Below are 17595 nucleotides of genomic sequence, written 5' to 3' on the forward strand. Positions count from 1 at the left end.
AATGGGGTGTTCCAGACGGCGTTATGCGGCTCGGACGAAACCTTCAACCAGCGAGAAACCATGTCGCATATCGTGACGAAACGCGCCCCCGTTCCGCCGTATTGCGGCCCCACGGGAAGATCGACAGGGATTTCAGACGATTAAGGGAGACTTCACATGACCTTTTACAAAGCCATAGCCTCCGTGCTTCTGGCTGCGGCCGTTTCGGGCTGCCAATCCCAGACCGAGGGCCAACAGCGGGCCACGACAGGGGCGCTAGTCGGCGGCGCCGGCGGCGCGCTGCTTGGCCAGGCGATCGGCGGCAACACCAAGAGCACAGTGATCGGCGCAGCTAGCGGTGCCTTGCTCGGCGCTGTTGTCGGCTCTGCTACCACCCCGCAGCGTCGCGGCGAACAACTCTGCCGTTACCAGGACCGCTACGGCCGCATCTACACCGCGCCTTGTGACGACCGGTATTATAACGGCAATTATTGATTGCCGCACGCTCTGGGGGGTGGACATAATTGTCCCCTCCCATAACACGAGTTCGCTGTGCGTCCGCTGCACCCGTCATTGAATTGCTGACAGGGGGGATTTTCGTTTATCTTCTCAGCAAGAGCGCTAACGGCATGAGCCGGTTCGGCGACAAGAATCGTAACAGCCATTACTGCCAATGATGCTCGCATGCTTTACCTCAGCGGGAACAAATCAGAAAGCTCTCGACACCTTCAGCCGACTCTCCCAGTTTGCGAGGTATCGGTCGGCAATCGCCCGTGAATCGATGAATGTTACGTTCTCGGCATTCCGAGATGCGGCCCCCTCCGTGTAGTTGTAAGAGCCGCCGATAACCAAATGCCCGTCAACGATGATTACCTTATTGTGAGCAATAGCTGGCTGGTAGTCGATCCAGACCGGAATATTGAAGGCCGATAGGAGCGTTGCGGCTGAGTATTCCCGGTCGTTCGTTTTGTCTAAGATCACCAACACTTCAACGCCACGCCGGGCGGCGCGTTGCAGGGCGTGGATGATTGGAGACGACTTGAAGCTATAAGCCTGCACGCGAATGGTCGCCCGGGCTGTGTCGATCGCCTTGACGATTTCCGGCTCGCATTTCTGGCCGGGCGTAAAGCAAACGGTCACGTCCGCCTCGGTAGCAATCGCCGGCATGATGGCTGCGGCTAAGCATCCACCGACGACAAGCAAAGTCGCTCCCCAACGCATCCTATTTCCCTATCGCCTCTTCAATGGCTCGCGGTAGCGGCGCTTTCGGCCGTGGTAAGTCGTAACGATGGCATTCCCGCAAGCGTTCGGCGTCCACCGAGTCATCAGGGAGTGTTTTTGATACCGTCACATGAAGGATATCGAGAACATCCCCAGAACCGTTTGCCGGCATGGCGACCCCTATGTGCAAGGCGGCTCACCATGTGAGATCCGCATTTAGGACATGTGACTCGGCCCGGGCTTCCGGATGACGATGTACTTCGGCTAGGCAGCGCTACGGGCGAAACGGGCTTTGCCGAGTAAGAGGAGGAATGTTGGATGTTGGCAAACATCGTGTCAGGCGGCGCGAGATTGAACGGCGGCACGGTAATGCCGATCATTTTTGCATCGGCCTCGCTCACCGCGAACCGCCGATAGGCTTCTACCAAACCTGCATGCGGATTGTTCTTCGAAGTCTCAACCCGCTTGATCGCATCGCGCAATGCATCTGCACCTGAAATCAACCGTTTCTGAAGGTCGCTGCGCATTTGCACAACTTTCTGGTCGATCTTTTGCCTCTCGGCTTGATCGGCGGGTGTAGGATTTGGATTAAATGCGAATCTTGCTTCGTGACGCCTCTTCCAATCCAGAAGTCGTTGCCGGCGCACATCCCCTATCCCAGGAACCCTTGTGACATTGTGATCAATGTCTGCAGCGGTCTCATACCCGTATGCGACGAGCGTCTGAGCGAGGCCTCGGTTAATTGATTGGATTCTCTCCTTATCGACCCGGAATCGGTCGAGGTGGTCGGTTAGCTGCTGTTTCCGACGGCTATCCTGATACTCGCTATGCCACTTCGCTTGTAGCTGCGACAGGTTCTGATATTCCTGCCTAGCGCGCTCTAACTCACCCTTCATACGGAAAGGCTCGATAGAGCCGCTATTACGGTGAAAGACCTCTAACTCGGCGATCACAATGCTGCGGCTCTGGTCGAGCGACTTGCTGACTTGGGTGAGTGCCTCAGGTTTAGAATTGAACCTATTGAGACCGAAGGCTGCGATGCCAAGCGCAATCCACCAAAGCGCCGGTACGAAGGCAACTAGCCCACCTGCCGCGCCGAGGATCAACAGGCCCAATGCCCTGTTAGCAAAGCGAGCACTGACGGCAGCGTTCCCGGCGTTACTCGGCGTAGCAGCTTGCAAAGGCAGCTGCGGGATGACGGTCTTTGGATCTGGCAAAGCAACGGCTTCGATCGCTGCCCAAACCCGGTTGAGGTCGAAGTTGGCAACTGTAGCCGGCGAAACTGCGTTAGCGCGGAAGACTGGCGGAAACAGAACGGTGCCGAATTGATTGTCCATTGCGCACCAGGGGCATGACCCGGCATCTTTTGGCAAAAAGTGCTCCTTATGTGTGGGACACACCACAAGCGAGCTTTCGATAGTTCCAATTAGATTGACCCAATCGCGGGCACTCGGTCGTACCCGGTTGGCGTCGGCAGTAAAGGCTTGCTCGAAAGCCATTGCTACGGCCTTGGGCATGATAGAAGGGCGAGGACCGTGGGGAGGCGGTGCCATGCCCGTCTGCCGCAGAGCTGAATAGGCATACCGCCCTTCAGCGATCGCCCGTTCGAGCGGCATCTCATCGGCGCCACTGTATCGGCCAGCGAAAGGATGTTTGCCTAGGAATAGCAACTGGAAGATCGCCACCGCCAATCCGAATGCATCGTGATTGATGGTTCGTACGACCTGGTCGAGTGATTTCCCTTGAAGTTCCGGCGGAGTGTATTCCAGAACACCCACGCGGCAAAGATGGTTCGTCCCGTTACTGCTTACCTGAAAGCTATCAGCATCTATAATTGCGACAAGGGCGCGATCGGAAATCAGGAAACCAGAATGGTTGATGTCACCGACAACACAACCGGCATTGTGAACGATCCCCACCGCTGCAGCCGCATTCCTCGCCGTGCGCACCAGAAAGCGGTAGTCAGCCTCGGGGAAATTGTGCTTACGGGCCTTGGGCGCATAGAGTTCATGGAGCGGCTTCGACGCACTGACAAGGTTCATCGTAAACCCGAGGAACCTGCCCTTGCTGTCAGTTGCGATCTCGGTCGGAAACGAGACGAGCTTTGTGCGCGAGGCAAGCCCAGCTTGGACGATGGCATTGACTTTTTCGAAGCGCAGCTGATCTGGCTGGAAATAGACTTTTACCGCCTTCGCAGGATCGCTTGCTAGTTGGTAGACCTCACCTTCCCCACCCTTGCCTATTTTGCGGCCGAGTGGAACCGGTTGCCCTCCTATGTGAATAATGGGCGCGTTCATCGGCGTACGGCAACGATCATCGTCTTGTCGTCATCGGTTCGCTCGTTGATCTTCGGCGTTCCAAGATAGGAATGGAGTTGACGCGAGAGCGCGCGTTGAGCTCCCGGCAGCTCGCTGTCTTTCATAGCTCTGCTCATGGTGTCGAAGAACCCCGATGGTGCGGTTTGGCTGGCAAAATCGAGCACAAGCCGCTCTATCCCATCAGAAAATAAAGCGAGTGCATGTGGCGAATGTTCAAAGGTGGCCGTGCGCAGGCGAACGCCAGCATTGTCTGTCACGAAGAAGGTAGTGGAAGCGTATTCACCAGACTCCGGCCAGGACACACATTCCCATAAGCCATCGGGATCATCCTGCCGAACGATCGCTCCGTCACCAATGTGGGCGATGAATAAACTGCGCGCATCCGACATTGCAAAAAGCATGGTCGCTGCGAAGTCGCGCATTTGCAGGTCGTGGCGGGCAGCTGTGGTCGCGATCGTATCACGCAACTCGTCGATCCATTCCTCAAACAGTCCCCGACTAGGCACCCTTCCATATGCCCGCGCTCGATTAGTGAGCAGGCGGCAAGTGATGACAGCCCCGTAGCGGCTGTGCGACGCACTGCCAGCTCCGTCTGAAACCGCTGCAATTAGTCTGCCGTATCGAGATACTACGCAACGGTAGGCATCCTGCCGATGTGTGTCAGACCGTTCATGGGAGGTGCCACGCCGCGAGGCGGCAATCCATTTCCACTTTGACACGGATCACCCCGCAACAGCCCATCCATCAGGTGTTGTAGGATTTTGGAGGGGGACCTGTTCACCCGGCTTCGACTGCGAAACCGAGCTGAGCGACGCGGAAAGCCACCGGAAGAACTCGGCGAACTGTAGTCCCTTAAGTTTAAGTGGTGCGCGCACCGATATCTGTTTGAGTACGCCCATGTCGGCGCCTTCGACACCCACCGCATAGAACATGAATTCCTTCTTGTCCTCGCCCTGATGCACGGCCTGGGCGGCGCCCTGCCAAGAATCTGTCGGTGCGCCATCAGTGATCAGAAATATCCATGGACGATAGTAAGGGGTGCCATGGGCCTTGTAAGCAGATTTGCGGTCCCGCAGCATCTGAATGCCATGCATAACTGCTTCGCCAAGGGGTGTGGCTCCGGCCGACTGCAGTAGCGGCGGGTAAAAGCCGTCCACGGTCACGAATTCGGAAACAGTCTGTACTGGTCCGAAGCTAACGATGGCAATCTCAACGCGCTTCGCCGCGAGGCTGTCTTCGGAGAGGGCCTGCTTGAACGCGGCAATTCCCTCATTTAGCTGTCGAAGGGGCTCGCCGGTCATAGAACCGGAGTTATCGAGGAGAAGCAGACAGGGACAACGCGGCTCTGTATTCTCGATGAGATCAGCGCCGCCAAAGGGCGTTTGTTCAAGATCGGTCATGTCTGGGCCTTCTCTTTCAGATATTTCAAGTTTTCAAAATATGGGAGGCTATGCGTCAGCGCATGGGGCAGCGGTTGCGATCGGGTAGTATCGCTGCCCGCCTGGCGGGAGGTCAGTGGAAAAGCTTTGCCAGTAGACCCCAGAACGAGAACGTCATCCGATTGTAAACCCGATTGTAGGCGGCCTTTTTCGGACTTGTAATCCAGCCCCAACCTCTTGGTGCGCGAAGGCCTAGCTTTGTCTTGATGATGCGTTTTTGTGATGTCCGTGCCGCAAAGCTACGCCGCAAGCTAGGTCTGCGCATACCAAATTTCATGACATTTCCCCCTGCCGTGTACCATATAAAACCATCATCGGAGCCGGTCCACTAGTACATTCGCGAATGCGCTTGCGCGCACCACGCCGAATAGGGTGATCCCCGGTGGTATTTATGGGGTCCCGCTTGGCTTCGAGCTGAGCTTGATGCAGAACTCAAAGCAAGAACCACGCTTTTGCAATATATATGTGGAAAAACCTCTGAAGGTGACATGACCAACAACCGCTGGATCGCCGTTCGTACGCTTGAGGCCGACGACACTCGTCGCCGAAACTGGGAGCTATCCCCTCGACACAATGACGACTCGGGAGGACGCTACTTTTCAGTCCACGATCCATTCAATGTTCGAAAGGCTGTCGTCCCGCTTTTTCAAGGGCAAAAAGATGGATCACTGGAAGGCTTAGGGACTGCCTTTGGAATATCGGGTACTGGCATGTTGCTGACAGCAGATCACGTGATCGCGGAGCTTCGAGGGCGGTCCAGAGTGCTCGATCGTGATGGCCTTAATCCCAAGTTCGAGTATCCTGAAAATGAACCGTTAATTGCATTTCTTTCCCCGGGTGTAGTCTTTGGGACAGTCGGCATCAGAACTGAGCATCTTCCCGTAATTGTCGCAGCCCATACACCTATTAAACCTGGAGACGATCCTCTAAGGGAATTGCGCGGTGAATTGCACTTCTCGCCAGCGGATATCGCCGTCTTGCGAACCCAGCCTCTATCGGCAGAACTTCACACACTTCCCCTAGAGCTTAGTCCGGACGATCCCAAAATCGGAGATCACGTTGTCGCCATTGGCTACCCGCAAATCGACACCGTGAAAGAGCATTTGCCCCGGATTGTAACACGTGTGGAGGAAGGAATGTTTGCGTGCTATGGCAAAGTCATCGCGGTTCACCCGAACGGACGCGACCGAGCCAATGGGACTCCTGTTTTCGAGGTCGATGCGCACTGGCCGAGCGGGATGAGTGGTGGCCCGGTGTTAAATGCAGACGGGAAGGTAGTGGGCATTGTTAGTCGATCCCTCGAGGCAAGCGACGAACACCATGGAGTTGGATGGGCGACTTGGCTAGGACGCCTTCCGGAAGTCGGGCGGGCGGTTCGCCAAGCACTTTAGCCTGTTCGCGGCAACACTGCCGAGCAGTCACCCAGGCGCAACGCCGCCAACATCATCGCTGCCTTACTTGTCCAAGGTGGAAGCGAACCCCGGTATTGGGGGAAATTGCACTAGTCTGATCAAGGTGTCTATCAATCCAGCGTTCAGGCAGGCCGACAGGGTAAGTGGCGCCTTCCGGGGCCATTGTAAGGTCGTTTGCGGTGCCCACAATCACAACATAGGCTGGAAAGTCCGCGAACGCGAATAGATGCACCCTAACTGCGATGTACAGAATCGAGCCCGACTGAATCTGAACCAAGTCCAATTCGTGAATGTCGCTAGCTCGACCGTCTCGCCTCCCAACGATGTCTCCGCCGACATATCGACGAACACGTTTACCCTGGTCTCTGTATACAAAGGTATTTGTCAGCGGATTCAGCTGACCCCTCAGGGTCGCGTGAGCAAAACTGTATGCGATTTTGTTCAGAAAGCGAAAGAAATCATCGAAATTAAAGGTTTTAGCGGCGTCGACGATACCCGGGCCGACCTTTTGCAGCCGCTGTAAGTAATCTCCAGAAGGGCTCCATAAAGCCAGGTCTACCTTAAGCCCGTTCAGTGCCGGCTTGTTGTCAAGGAGGGGCGGGCGGTGATTTAGAATCACTAGCCAATTGGCCGTTGGAAGGTCTTCCTCGGTGACGGGGACGATGTGGGTGTCATCGCCGCGTTTTACCGACACGGAAAAGTGAGAGGGCCATTTGCGCTTGTTTCCTCGTCGCATCCCAAAAATAGCGCGAGTATCCCCATACGCCGCTGACACCACACGGCCCTCGAATGCATGCGTTTCTTGCTCGCATCCGTGGCAGCTGGCGCCTGGATAAATCAGTCGACCACCAATGGAATCGGGTATGATGTGCTCTACACGCAGCCCATCGGCACCTCCGCGTGAGCCGCAATAGATGCATCTTTCGGCGCGATCGAACTCCACTTTCAGAGTGTAGGTTCGCGTCAGTTTGGCCAATTAGAACGTATCCTCCGCCAGACGAAATCAATGCTATGGTAGGAATTGGGCGATCTTCAGTGACCGCAGAACACGGGTGCCTTCACTGACTAGCACCAATGTGTCAGCGCGCCCGATTGGTCTCCCATGAGCAATCGCTTTGCGGATTGGATGCAGCCGTTCGAGTGAAACCCGGAAGTCATCCCTTTTGGCGAAGATATGACAAAACGAAGGCCAGTTGTCATTTTGACAGATAAGCTGTGCTAAATCCATAAAGTCCGCGTACTGAATCAGGTGGTAGATTGGTCGTCCGGATGCACGCTCTTCTGCTTGACGCTCGACCCATCTCTTTCTCAGTTCTCCAGGAACACGGCGTTTAATCCATGCATCTCCTGCAAGAGTGCGTAGTTCTGTACTGACTAAAGTGCGCAACGCGTTCTCAAGCGTCACAAGGATTGTCCAGTGGGTGGGATCGAAGACGGCGCCGGGATCTCCAGATTCAATAGCGCGCGGAGGCTCGATCTTCGTTAACCTGAAACGAAAACCTGCGGAAAAGGTCACCTCGCTGTAGGCATTCGGTGCAAATGCGATCAAGTCAGCATTCATTCCACCGGCGATGGCGTCAGAATCGGCGTCAAGCGGTTTCGCGGTCTCGTCATCAAGACGACCGCTGCCCAACTCGCCATTAACAAGGTCAGAGACAGGCTCTCCATATGGCTGTGGGCTATGGACCGCGTCGCTGAGCCGAGCGAGGCGGGCGAAACCGGCTACCGATATTTCGAGATGTGCTTCGAGCGCCCACCTCGATCGCATTGCGATCATTCTCTCCGCTATCGACTCCCGCCACAGCGCTACGGTGCGGAACATATCGGAGTAGGGCGCAACCGTCTCGGCGATATCCCGCAGCAACTGATGCGTGGCATCGGCTGTGGGAAGAACTACTTGCTGGACGGCCAGGACGCCGTTCCTCAAATCCTCGCGCAACTGCCGAGCCGCTGTAATAAATTCAGGGTCACGAAAGGGAGCTGTCATCTCTTGAATGCGAGCAACCGCGGTTTGAAGTTGGCCATTGTCCAAGCTGGCATTGATGGCCTCATGGGCTGCGATTACTGTTATTGCTGCCCGTTTCAGATCTTGTGAAGTGACGAGTTGATGGGAAGCTCGGATCATTTCCTCGCCCTGATCCAATGCCCTAAACGCCTCACGCACCACCCTGTCGTTGAAGGGATAATCACGCATGTGTACCGCTTCCTGCCGCAAAGTTGCCGTCCGGCAGCTGAGCTATAGCACGAAGCCGACTGATTCGGGATGCTGCCGGTGTCAAAACTCGCGAGGGCCGGCGGGCATTCGATATGTTGCCATCATTGGCGGTTTGGCGGATCCCTTAAAACATAAACCAGCGTTTATGTTTGACGATTGACCTGAGTGCCGATGGCGTCGGTGGTCTTCGCAGATTGTGATTGTCGGGCTTTCAGGGGATAGGTTAGTCACCTTCTAAGGTCACATTGCGGATCTTTGCAGCGTTAGGGAGGCTGTCATGAGCGTTTGGTGGGTCAATCTAGGCGAGAGGTTTGCTGAGCAACGGTCGGCGGGCGCATTATGGTGCCCGAACAAAACTGTCGCGAAAAACGGAACTCTCGATGACCCGGCGTGGCATTGGTCCATCATCGAAGGAGTGCGTGTAGGCGAGTTTATCGTCCTCGCAAGAGACGGGCGGATTGAAGGTGTTGGCGTTGCCCGTCGTACGGCTATTCCGGACAGCGCAAAGCCCGCGGGATTTCCAGATGGCAAATGGCATAGCTTTGGTTGGCTGCTGCCAACCACGTTCATCCTGTTCAACAAGCCGAGAGATCGGGACGAGCTAACCGCGGGGCTGTTTACTGAGCGGGTCAAATACCGGCCTCTCCTGAACCACGAGGACGGTACGGGTCGAGGATCGCAAATCTACCTTACCCGTATTCAGGACATCGATGGCATACCGCTTTTCGAGCGCATTGCTTCCATCCTGGATACGGAAAACCCGGTATGGTTGCAGAATGGTATCGGCAACCAGATTGACGTTGACGCTCCGCCGGAGCCGACTTCCCCAATTCCGACGACCCGCCAGACGATAATTCAAGCTCGTGTCGGTCAAGGACAATTTCGCAGAGATCTCTTAGATCTATGGAGTGGCAAGTGCTGCGCCACGGGCTTAGACATCCTTGACCTACTCGTCGCCTCTCACATTCATCCCTGGGCAGTAGCGAGTGATGTGGAGAAGCTAGATAAATTCAACGGCCTGCTACTCTCCCCTGCGTTCGATGCGGCCTTTGACAAAGGGCTGATCAGCCTCGCGGACGACGGCTCGTGGCTAAACACCGGCAATCTGACACAGGCTCAATTGGTGCAGGCTGGCTTGGCCGCCCTCGAACGTTACCGAGTCTCTGGACTTACAGAGAACCACGCCAAATACCTCGAACTCCATCGTCAATATGCGAAAGCGCGTGCGACCGTCTTGGCCGACAAAGGCTGATGCCTCCCGTTGATCCTCCGTGTGCAATTTACGATGCCGTCATCCATGAAATATGTCGGCTACTACCGAGTTTCGACCAAAAAGCAGGCGCGTTCCGGCCTCGGTTTAGACGCTCAACAGCAGATGGTCCGCCAATTTGCCGCGACCCATGGGTCGCTGGTCGCGGAGTTCGTTGAAGTGGAATCTGGCAAGAACGATCGACGAATTGAACTGGCAAAAGCGATAAATGCCGCGAAAAAAGCCGGGGCATCCCTGCTAATCGCCCGCCTGGACCGCTTTTCTCGGCGGGTCAGCTTCATCGCCACCATGATGGAGAAGGGAGTTCAGCTGGTTGTCGCTGAGATGCCCCATGCGACCGACTTTCAGCTTCACATTTTTGCAGCTCTGGCTCAGGAAGAGCGTCGAGTGATTTCTGAGCGGACAAAAGCTGCACTTGCCCAAGCTAAACGACGCGGACAGCTGCTCGGAAAAAACGGACGTTCTCTTGCCGCTGCAAACAAGGCGAAGGCGATCGATTTTGCGCGGCTGGCTAGCATGTCCTTTCCAGATGGCTGGCAAGCGATGTCCCATTCAGCGCTAGCTCGTCATTTGAACCACGCTGGGATCAAAACTGTGAACGGTCATCGCTTCCATGCACAGTCCGTGAAGAACATCAAAGCCGCGCTCAGGAGCGCGTTCAGCGACGTCAACCGCCTCGCGTAAGCCTATCGCCTCACATAGACGTTTCGTGAGAATGCTATCGAAATAAATATGTCTTCGTTCTACCTACAAGGCGCAGTGTTGCACGTGCCTTTCGGTGGATCGTTTGGTTGCACCGAGCCGCCGGACATCCAACCCGGTATTCCTTCAGAGGCGGCACCATCGGTGGCTCGTAAGACTTGGTGATGCGGTCGAGAACCGTCCTGCCAAACAAGCAGTTGTAAAATATCGCATCCACCGCAATTGCCAAGATCGATTCGAGCCCCTAATATAAGAAAAATATGATGTATTACTCTGGGCTGGGGGGCTGTCCGGTGCATATTTATTATGTTTCCGAAGGACGAGGTGGCTGTCGTCGTATTTTCCACGACTTGATAACATCCCGGCGCCCTATGTCCCTGACAATTGGTCAGCTAGGCGCTGTATTCGTCTCAGCTTTCGTTATGTCGTCGTGTGCTCCTCTTCCTAACTTTACGCCAACTGCTAGATTTCCAGTTGCGTTGGTTGTGCGTCATTTGGATTGTGAGATGAAGAGGGCTTTTATTGACGATAAGCTAAAATCGCCCTCGTGGTTCGATGTCGACAAATGGTCTGTATCCACCCAGATAACGCTGAAGGCTGACAGCGAAATCGATGCTGGCGTCGGCTATGACCACAAGTACAATCGAAATTTAAACAAGGTAATAGATCTTCCTTTTGGCGCCGATATAAACCAGCACGGTCATCGTGACACCCTTATTGCCTATAGTGCAAATTTGAAAAGCCTTCGAAAACTCGATTGCGATAAAGAACAGGAGGTTGTCAGTTCACTCGGTTGGCATCCTTTGACGGGTAATCTCGGGATTGTTCCGTGGCGTGACAGGATATTCGCAACGTATGACGATTTTGCACAACCGGATACCTTAAGTTACGCGAACCAGTTTAAACTTACAATTGATGCAAATTCATCGCCCGTGATCAAGCTGCTTACGGTAACAGAAACCGCGAAGGCGAGCGGATCGTTGACAAACGACGACACCCTAAGTGTAGCATTTGCAAAGATTAAGACGCCAGCAGCGCCTAAGCCAATCGCTGTGTATGTGGTTCAAAAGCCAAGCCCGCCGCCGCCTCCCGGCGCTCCGCCAGAGCCTCCAAAATTCTCTATCACTGTGGTGCCGCCCTCGCCCGCTAAGCCGGCTGCCAACGAGGTCGATCCTTATACGCAACAACGCCTAGACCAGATCCAAAATCAAGGTGTCCTGCAACGAGCTCTCCCGGATTGCACTCAGAGCGGCCTCTGCTGACGGGTTTCTGGTGAGCCATCGATGGTGGGTTCGTAGGGGTGGAATGATGGGCCTCAGAATCGTCGAGGGAGTTGCGATCTCCAGGTTTTTACCAGCGCCGCCAGGTGGAACCGACCTAACTCTTGACGTTGTGTTCAGCCATCAACGTCAGAGACTTTGGTGCTGGGCGGCGTGTTGCGAAATGGTTTTCCATTTTCTCGGCACCAATCAGTTCACACAGTGCGATCTTGCAACCAACGTGTTCGCACACCCCTGCTGTGCTACGCCGTCATCGCCTGCATGCAATCAACCACTGTGGCCAGAGGTAGTCTATAAGGGCCTTGAGTTCCCGTTCACCAAAACGATGCGTCCCCTTACGCTGGAAGAGGTAAAAAACCAAATTGATAACAACCGCCCTGTAGAGGCGTATATTCAATGGTCCGGGACAGGCGCGCATGTCGTTTTGCTCACCGGGTACTATGGGAACGGAGACGTTGTTGTTATGGACCCTCTTTCGGATGCTGCGGTAAGAAAGTCGTTTGATGCCGTGATAACGGCGGATGGCATGGGTCAATGGGCCATGACATACCACAATCTTGGCGGTAGTGTAGGAGTTTGACCTTGGTCAATGCATCACAACTGCCGATGGGAATTCAGCAGTCGGTTGCTTCGCAGATTGCGCAAAGGCTACCCGTGCTGCCTTTTGGCAGCGGTCACCTCGATCCCAAAGGGGTAGAGTTGGACCTGGGCCTGGAGCCCAACCCTGGGGGCCAAGAACTGCAGCTAACAGAGAGCTTCCCTATATGGAGCCTTGGATTGGATGCGATAAAATCCAAATCGAAAAACGTCGCTAACCTTGCACGGTCTACCGGATATTGGCATCATCAAATTGGCGACGGAAAGGCGGCGTATAGATACGCTCGCTCTAAGGCGAATGAACAGCTTACTGACTTCACGGTCACGGAAGTCGGTTCGTCATCGATTGCAGCAAAGGTCGATCAATCCGTGAGTTGGATCGACTCCAATGTTGCTACCGACGCTGAAGTTCGAATGTTGATCGTTCCAGCCTACGGCGTCACTGCCTTTTGGCTCGTTTTGCCGACGGAAAACGACGTGGTTGTTGTAGAGCGACCGATCTACGACGAGAAGCTGATCTCTCTGCGCCATTTGTACACATTCGATGATTTTGTCACCGCATTGAGTTCCGTTCCGCCGTCTATCGGGGTTCCTGATCAATAGCATGGCTTTACCATTGCCGAGGGGTGGGAGCTGTCTGACACCGAACAGCCGCTAATAGTACTGCTTGACCTTCTCGTGCTGCCTCAGTCCTTCAGGGCGATAAGGTTTCAGCACGTTGTACTGAAGCACCTCTGGTAGTGCGAACCTGTCCAACACCGACTGATGGAGGGTCGCATCGACCGGGATGGTTCTCACGAACGGTGCGATGAACCGGAATACCGTACCCTGACGTCCGTCATGTTGCGGACCTGCTGCGTCTGGAAAGACATTCAGCCAGTCGTCATCGCAAAGGAGGCCCGCCGCCTTTGCCTCATCAACCATCCACTTCAAGGAAGTGTCAGAAAGCCTGGAGTCGTTCTCTGGGTAGCTACCGCCAACATCAGAGTGATCGCCAGCGAACCACACTTGTTGAAGGCGATTTGCCCCGCTTTCATCGACGTCGTTTGGATCAGATTTCGTGCCCCACGGCACTCGATTGAAATCCTTGCGGTTTTCATCAATGGACAACGCGTGCCTCGCATATGGAACCCGTGGAGACAGTCGCCAATCGTAGAAGCGCATCCTAAACTCGGTCCATTGGATCGTCTTGAGAAAGCTAAAGCCCGGCAGCGCCCCCGGTATTTTTATGTGATCAAACAAGTACCAAATCACGGCGATTCCGGCTGTCACACCGAAGAAAATCGCTGACCAAGCCGTGAAAGACAGCCAAAGAATGGAGAGAAGCGCCGCCAAAATCCCGACTGATACCGCAAAAACAGCGATCATTCCTGCAATGGCGACAGGGCTAGCGAGTGAGGCAACGGTATCGAACACTCCTATGAAATATGGCACAGCGTTTGACTGTCCCAGATCCCCAGACTGGTACCTCGCTCGGAATCTCGCAGCGATCAAATCGCGCTGTTGTAATCGCGCCAACTGGCGCTTCGTCGCGGTCTGCAGGTTACGGGAGTTTGTGAACTGGTAGACCTGTTTGACGGCTTCTTTTGCGATCTTCAGCGTGGAGGCTTCGTCACGCAAAAGCGGGCCGCCGTCTGCTTGCTGTGTGGGTACACCGCAGAATGACAAAACGCCCCCGAGTGCACGAACGGTATAGGCGCCGCGACTGAACCCAAACAGAAATATCTTATCGCCCGGCCGCCACAGCCGGATGATCGCAGCATAGCATTGTATCATGTTCAACGTCAGACCTAGACCGGTCGCTTGGCCAACCAAGTTATGAAGACGTCTGTAAAGGCGGGATAGGAAGCTGCTGCCGATAGGTTCCGTCCCGATCCCAGGATCGTAGAACGTTAGTTGCAGCGAGGGATTGACCGTGGAATCGGGACCGCACCTGGTCGCCCGATACAGCTTGTAGATGTTGCTCCTATTTTCATCAAAGAAAACACCGCCGCGCTGACCAGTACCGTCTGAAAAGATGACAATGTTGCGAGACACGACTCATCCCGAAATTAGCGAACAGCGTGATTTCTTTGCTTCGCCCTGGTCACTGGCTTATGATCAGATCTGAAAGAGCGCCTCTCGACAGCTTGTTGCAATCAAACGGACCAACCAGCGGCCCCTTGGATGCTCGAATTCGCCCAGTTTCACTGAACTGCCACAGATCGTATTCATGCCCGACCACGCTTTGTGGCTGCTGGCTATCAAAACTTGCCTTACGGTAATCTGATATCCATATCTTGCAATCATTAAACCTAACCTTGTCGCCTAAGACGGAATGCCACCACGTTCTATTCGTGTATATTCGCGGAACAATATGACTGCCGACTTGAGCCCTCAATTGGTCCACAAATCCCTGCACGACCGCTACAATGTCACTGGGCTTCTCGTCCAACCAATAGTCTTTGTAAATCGGCCTTTTCTTTTTATCATAACCGCTCACAACTCGTTTGAAATCGGGACCGTAAGTGTCCCATTCAAGATCAACCACCGGCTGTAGATTGCCATCAGCTACACCGTCGACTTGGACAACACGAGAAAGGAAAAACTTAGCCTGATCTTCGCCCGGTATTCTTGGGCACAGAAAATGGTATGCCCCGACGGGAACATTTGCGATCGAGGTGGCGTTCTTCCAGTGCTCGACAAACCGTTCGTCGACGCCGCGCGATGCCTGCGACGCTTTTACATAAACATATTGGCATTTCACGGCGTGAAGATCAGCCCATGGCACATTCTTAGTATGATGAGAAACATCGATACCGTAGGGCTTTCCATCGTCGGCGTTGTCCGGAAAGATGAAGTCGGCCATGGCTGAACGCAAATGATCTTCAGAAATACCCGACTCTAGAAGATCACGCTCTCCCAACGCTCCGCGAGTATCGTCGTCAACAAGGTTGAAAAGCTTAGCGTCAGCGCGAGCGGATGGCGCGGCCCAGCTCGCCGCCACTGCCGCCGCACCTAAAAGCGTTGTCCTTCGAGAAATTCGCATCTGCTTCCCCCTTTTCAAGAGCCCCACGCAAACATATCATCATCAAACCGTTGTTCAACGTATTAACTTTTTGCGCGGAGCGATAAATGCGGAAGCTTTCCTCAGGCATAGCGATCAGCGTTTTCTTACTTCTTGGCCTACTGACGAGACCGAGCGCTGGCCAGGCACCAGCAACCAAAGAACCAAGTCGCTATGCACTGGTCATAGGAAATGCTGACTATCTTGCTAACGGGAGCTCCTTGGGGGATCTTGATACTGCCTGCGACGAAGCGATTGCCTTCCGACAATCGCTCCTGCAGGTCGGTTGGGACCCTGACCATATTCATCCGTCAATGGCAGACAAGAGCAAGATGGGTGATAGTCAATATTTAAGACGCACTTACTGCAATCTCACTAATGCCCAGATTAGGAGGGAACTTAGTGCTTTCAGCGGCGAAAGAATTGACGGAAGTGACAATCCTTTTGCGGTGATTTATTATGCTGGACACGGAGCTCAAAATCACAGTAACGAGTATATATTTGGTGTTGACAGCGATATCGACCCGCTGAGAGAACTCAAAAGGATTGTAAAGGGGCCTGACTACGAAATTTTTGGCGATCAAGCCGTCAATTTGACTAGGGACATTATTGGTCTGAACGGCCTTCCGGGCCAGGGGTTTTTGGTCTTCATTGATGCTTGTCGCGATAACCCGGTTTTGAATAAATACAGATCTGAGGTCGACGACTTGATCAAGAAATCGCCGAAGGCCTTGACGGCTAAGCAGGTGCAGCGGATTTCGTTGACATATGGATATCCCGACGACTCTCAGAAGGAACTCAAGAACATAATTGTGGCATATTCGACTCCGCCTGGCTTGCCAGCCGATGACGGTGGCAGGGCCGGATCAACGATGTTCGCCAGCACCATCCTGTCCATGCTTGCCGATGAGGACATGCAGAAGGTCAACGTCAGCACATTTGTTGATGAATTGCGACTCCGAGTATACAACGCTCAGGAGGCACTCGATGAGGGTAAGCGTCAGTACGCTCAACGGCAGGGTCTAATGCCCTACCGGCCAGTATTCTGCTTTAAGGGCTGTCCACAACCACTTGCGATTTGGCGCACCGATTCCGCACTCTTATTCCGACCCGAAGAGCCCGAGGAGGGGATAGGTGGGAAAGGTCAGAAGACCGAGTTTATTCAAAAGGGTCTGGACCAAGTCGGTGCGAAATCCCGAAACGAGCCGATTCTTGCTTTTAACGAGTATACGCCCGGGGTGACTGACATCCATAGGTTTACTACAAATGACGTTATCGTCTCGCAAGACACTATCGCGCCAGATGACATTCCGAACATGTCGCCCGCCTCTGATGCATTGCGGATGGACATCTATTATTGCACAGGGGACTCGCAAAGTGGCCACCGGCTGCAACTCGCCACGGAATTGGCGCAGCAGATAACAAGAACAACTCGTTCGAACTTTGTACTTGAAGGGAATCGGCTGGCTTTCGTTCGAGTGAGGGAGCTTACAGCTGCATTAAACCTCGAGCACAACTTTGTTTACGGCATGAATACGGTCTGGGTAGACCCACGGAGTCGCTCGGAGTTGGCTTGGGCTGATTATGTAAACAGCAAGTCGCCGACGCCACTAACCCAGTTTCCGATCACGGGAAACCGGTCAAAGAACTATTTGAGCGTGTATTTATGTGAAGGGGCCGAAGATGCAAGGGCGACAAGTACGGTGTACCTACAGGTGCCATCCCGGTCGGAGACTTTGATCGGAGATAGAATGGTGAGTTATCTCAACTCGGAGTTGCCACAGCTTGGCTTTGCCAAACATGTCTCTGCAGTTGACGAGGGCGATCAAATACAGTCGCCAAACTCGACTGAAGTACGTTACTTCTTGAGCGCTCAGCGGAGCGACGCGGTTGATCTATCTAACGAACTGTCCAATCGACTAGGTCATAAGGTCGGTGTGGTTATGCTCACGACAGGGAACCTTAAGCCGGTAAATGAAAATCCTGTCATAGAGATATGGCTAGGCCGCAGCGATATTGCCGCTGCTCGGAATGCGTATGTGAAGTTGCCGGCAGATCAGAAATAGCGGGACGAAAAGTGTCTTTACTGCGAGATTTTTCGGTCAGCGGTAATTAG

16 protein-coding genes are annotated in these 17595 nt (G+C 54.1%); 8 read left to right on the forward strand and 8 right to left on the reverse strand.

All coding sequences use genetic code 11. The annotated features are described in order from the left end of the window. Positions 1-156: 156 nt before the first annotated feature. Positions 157-474 carry a YMGG-like glycine zipper-containing protein gene (locus O7B34_RS15920; RefSeq protein ID WP_337146933.1) on the forward strand — a complete coding sequence of 106 codons (318 nt, stop codon included), beginning with the start codon at positions 157-159 and terminating at the stop codon, positions 472-474. A 213-nt stretch (positions 475-687) separates the two neighbouring features. Here O7B34_RS15920 and O7B34_RS15925 read toward each other — a convergent pair whose 3' ends face one another. The 4 genes from O7B34_RS15925 to O7B34_RS15940 all read right to left on the reverse strand — a co-directional run bounded on the left by O7B34_RS15925 (position 688) and on the right by O7B34_RS15940 (position 4918). Beyond that, positions 688-1182: a phospholipase D family nuclease gene (locus tag O7B34_RS15925; RefSeq protein WP_337146934.1), complete on the reverse strand. Its 495-nt coding sequence runs from the start codon at positions 1180-1182 to the stop codon at positions 688-690. Between the two features lie 122 nt (positions 1183-1304). Continuing rightward, positions 1305-3497 carry a helix-hairpin-helix domain-containing protein gene (locus O7B34_RS15930; RefSeq protein WP_337146935.1) on the reverse strand — a complete coding sequence of 731 codons (2193 nt, stop codon included), beginning with the start codon at positions 3495-3497 and terminating at the stop codon, positions 1305-1307. Then, complete coding sequence (locus tag O7B34_RS15935) at positions 3494-4237, reverse strand: PP2C family serine/threonine-protein phosphatase (protein ID WP_337146936.1); 744 nt, start codon at positions 4235-4237, stop codon at positions 3494-3496. The genes O7B34_RS15930 and O7B34_RS15935 overlap by 4 nt, the downstream gene beginning before the upstream one ends. Before the next feature lie 3 nt (positions 4238-4240). Next, on the reverse strand, positions 4241-4918 hold the full coding sequence (locus O7B34_RS15940; RefSeq protein ID WP_337146937.1) for a vWA domain-containing protein: 678 nt from the start codon (positions 4916-4918) through the stop codon (positions 4241-4243). 527 nt (positions 4919-5445) lie between these two features. Here O7B34_RS15940 and O7B34_RS15945 point away from each other — a divergent pair. Then, entirely contained in the window at positions 5446-6348 is a 903-nt protein-coding gene (locus O7B34_RS15945) for a S1 family peptidase (protein ID WP_337146938.1), read from the forward strand. A 52-nt stretch (positions 6349-6400) separates the two neighbouring features. On the opposite strand, the gene O7B34_RS15950 is transcribed toward O7B34_RS15945, so the two are convergent. Together O7B34_RS15950 and O7B34_RS15955 are read right to left on the reverse strand one after the other, a co-directional pair. Next, entirely contained in the window at positions 6401-7345 is a 945-nt protein-coding gene (locus O7B34_RS15950; protein ID WP_337146939.1) for an HNH endonuclease, read from the reverse strand. Positions 7346-7378: 33 nt separating this feature from the next. Beyond that, the gene (locus O7B34_RS15955; protein WP_337146940.1) at positions 7379-8563 is read right to left on the reverse strand and encodes a Swt1 family HEPN domain-containing protein; all 1185 of its coding nucleotides are present in this window, start codon (positions 8561-8563) and stop codon (positions 7379-7381) included. 298 nt (positions 8564-8861) lie between these two features. Here O7B34_RS15955 and O7B34_RS15960 point away from each other — a divergent pair, with 298 nt between their 5' ends. The 5 genes from O7B34_RS15960 to O7B34_RS15975 all read left to right on the forward strand — a co-directional run bounded on the left by O7B34_RS15960 (position 8862) and on the right by O7B34_RS15975 (position 13036). Then, complete coding sequence (locus tag O7B34_RS15960) at positions 8862-9836, forward strand: HNH endonuclease (protein WP_337146941.1); 975 nt, start codon at positions 8862-8864, stop codon at positions 9834-9836. Positions 9837-9881: 45 nt separating this feature from the next. Then, positions 9882-10538 (forward strand): recombinase family protein, encoded by a 657-nt coding sequence (locus O7B34_RS15965; RefSeq protein ID WP_337146942.1) that lies wholly within the window; start codon positions 9882-9884, stop codon positions 10536-10538. A gap of 524 nt (positions 10539-11062) precedes the next feature. After that, positions 11063-11818, forward strand: coding sequence for a hypothetical protein (locus O7B34_RS15970; RefSeq protein WP_337146944.1), 756 nt, complete (start codon positions 11063-11065; stop codon positions 11816-11818). Positions 11819-11864: 46 nt separating this feature from the next. Then, positions 11865-12416, forward strand: coding sequence for a C39 family peptidase (locus O7B34_RS32175; RefSeq protein ID WP_442920968.1), 552 nt, complete (start codon positions 11865-11867; stop codon positions 12414-12416). Between the two features lie 2 nt (positions 12417-12418). Further along, positions 12419-13036: a hypothetical protein gene (locus O7B34_RS15975; RefSeq protein ID WP_337146946.1), complete on the forward strand. Its 618-nt coding sequence runs from the start codon at positions 12419-12421 to the stop codon at positions 13034-13036. A 51-nt stretch (positions 13037-13087) separates the two neighbouring features. Here O7B34_RS15975 and O7B34_RS15980 read toward each other — a convergent pair whose 3' ends face one another. Both O7B34_RS15980 and O7B34_RS15985 read right to left on the reverse strand, forming a co-directional pair. Continuing rightward, the gene (locus O7B34_RS15980; RefSeq protein ID WP_337146947.1) at positions 13088-14470 is read right to left on the reverse strand and encodes a phospholipase effector Tle1 domain-containing protein; all 1383 of its coding nucleotides are present in this window, start codon (positions 14468-14470) and stop codon (positions 13088-13090) included. A gap of 49 nt (positions 14471-14519) precedes the next feature. Further along, entirely contained in the window at positions 14520-15461 is a 942-nt protein-coding gene (locus O7B34_RS15985; protein ID WP_337146949.1) for a glycoside hydrolase family 25 protein, read from the reverse strand. Positions 15462-15547: 86 nt separating this feature from the next. Between O7B34_RS15985 and O7B34_RS15990 the strand changes: the two genes are divergently transcribed. Further along, positions 15548-17545 (forward strand): caspase family protein, encoded by a 1998-nt coding sequence (locus O7B34_RS15990; RefSeq protein WP_337146951.1) that lies wholly within the window; start codon positions 15548-15550, stop codon positions 17543-17545. Positions 17546-17595: the final 50 nt, after the last annotated feature.

The sequence above is a fragment of the Mesorhizobium sp. Cs1299R1N3 genome (assembly GCF_037179625.1).
Lineage (GTDB): Bacteria > Pseudomonadota > Alphaproteobacteria > Rhizobiales > Rhizobiaceae > Mesorhizobium > Mesorhizobium salmacidum.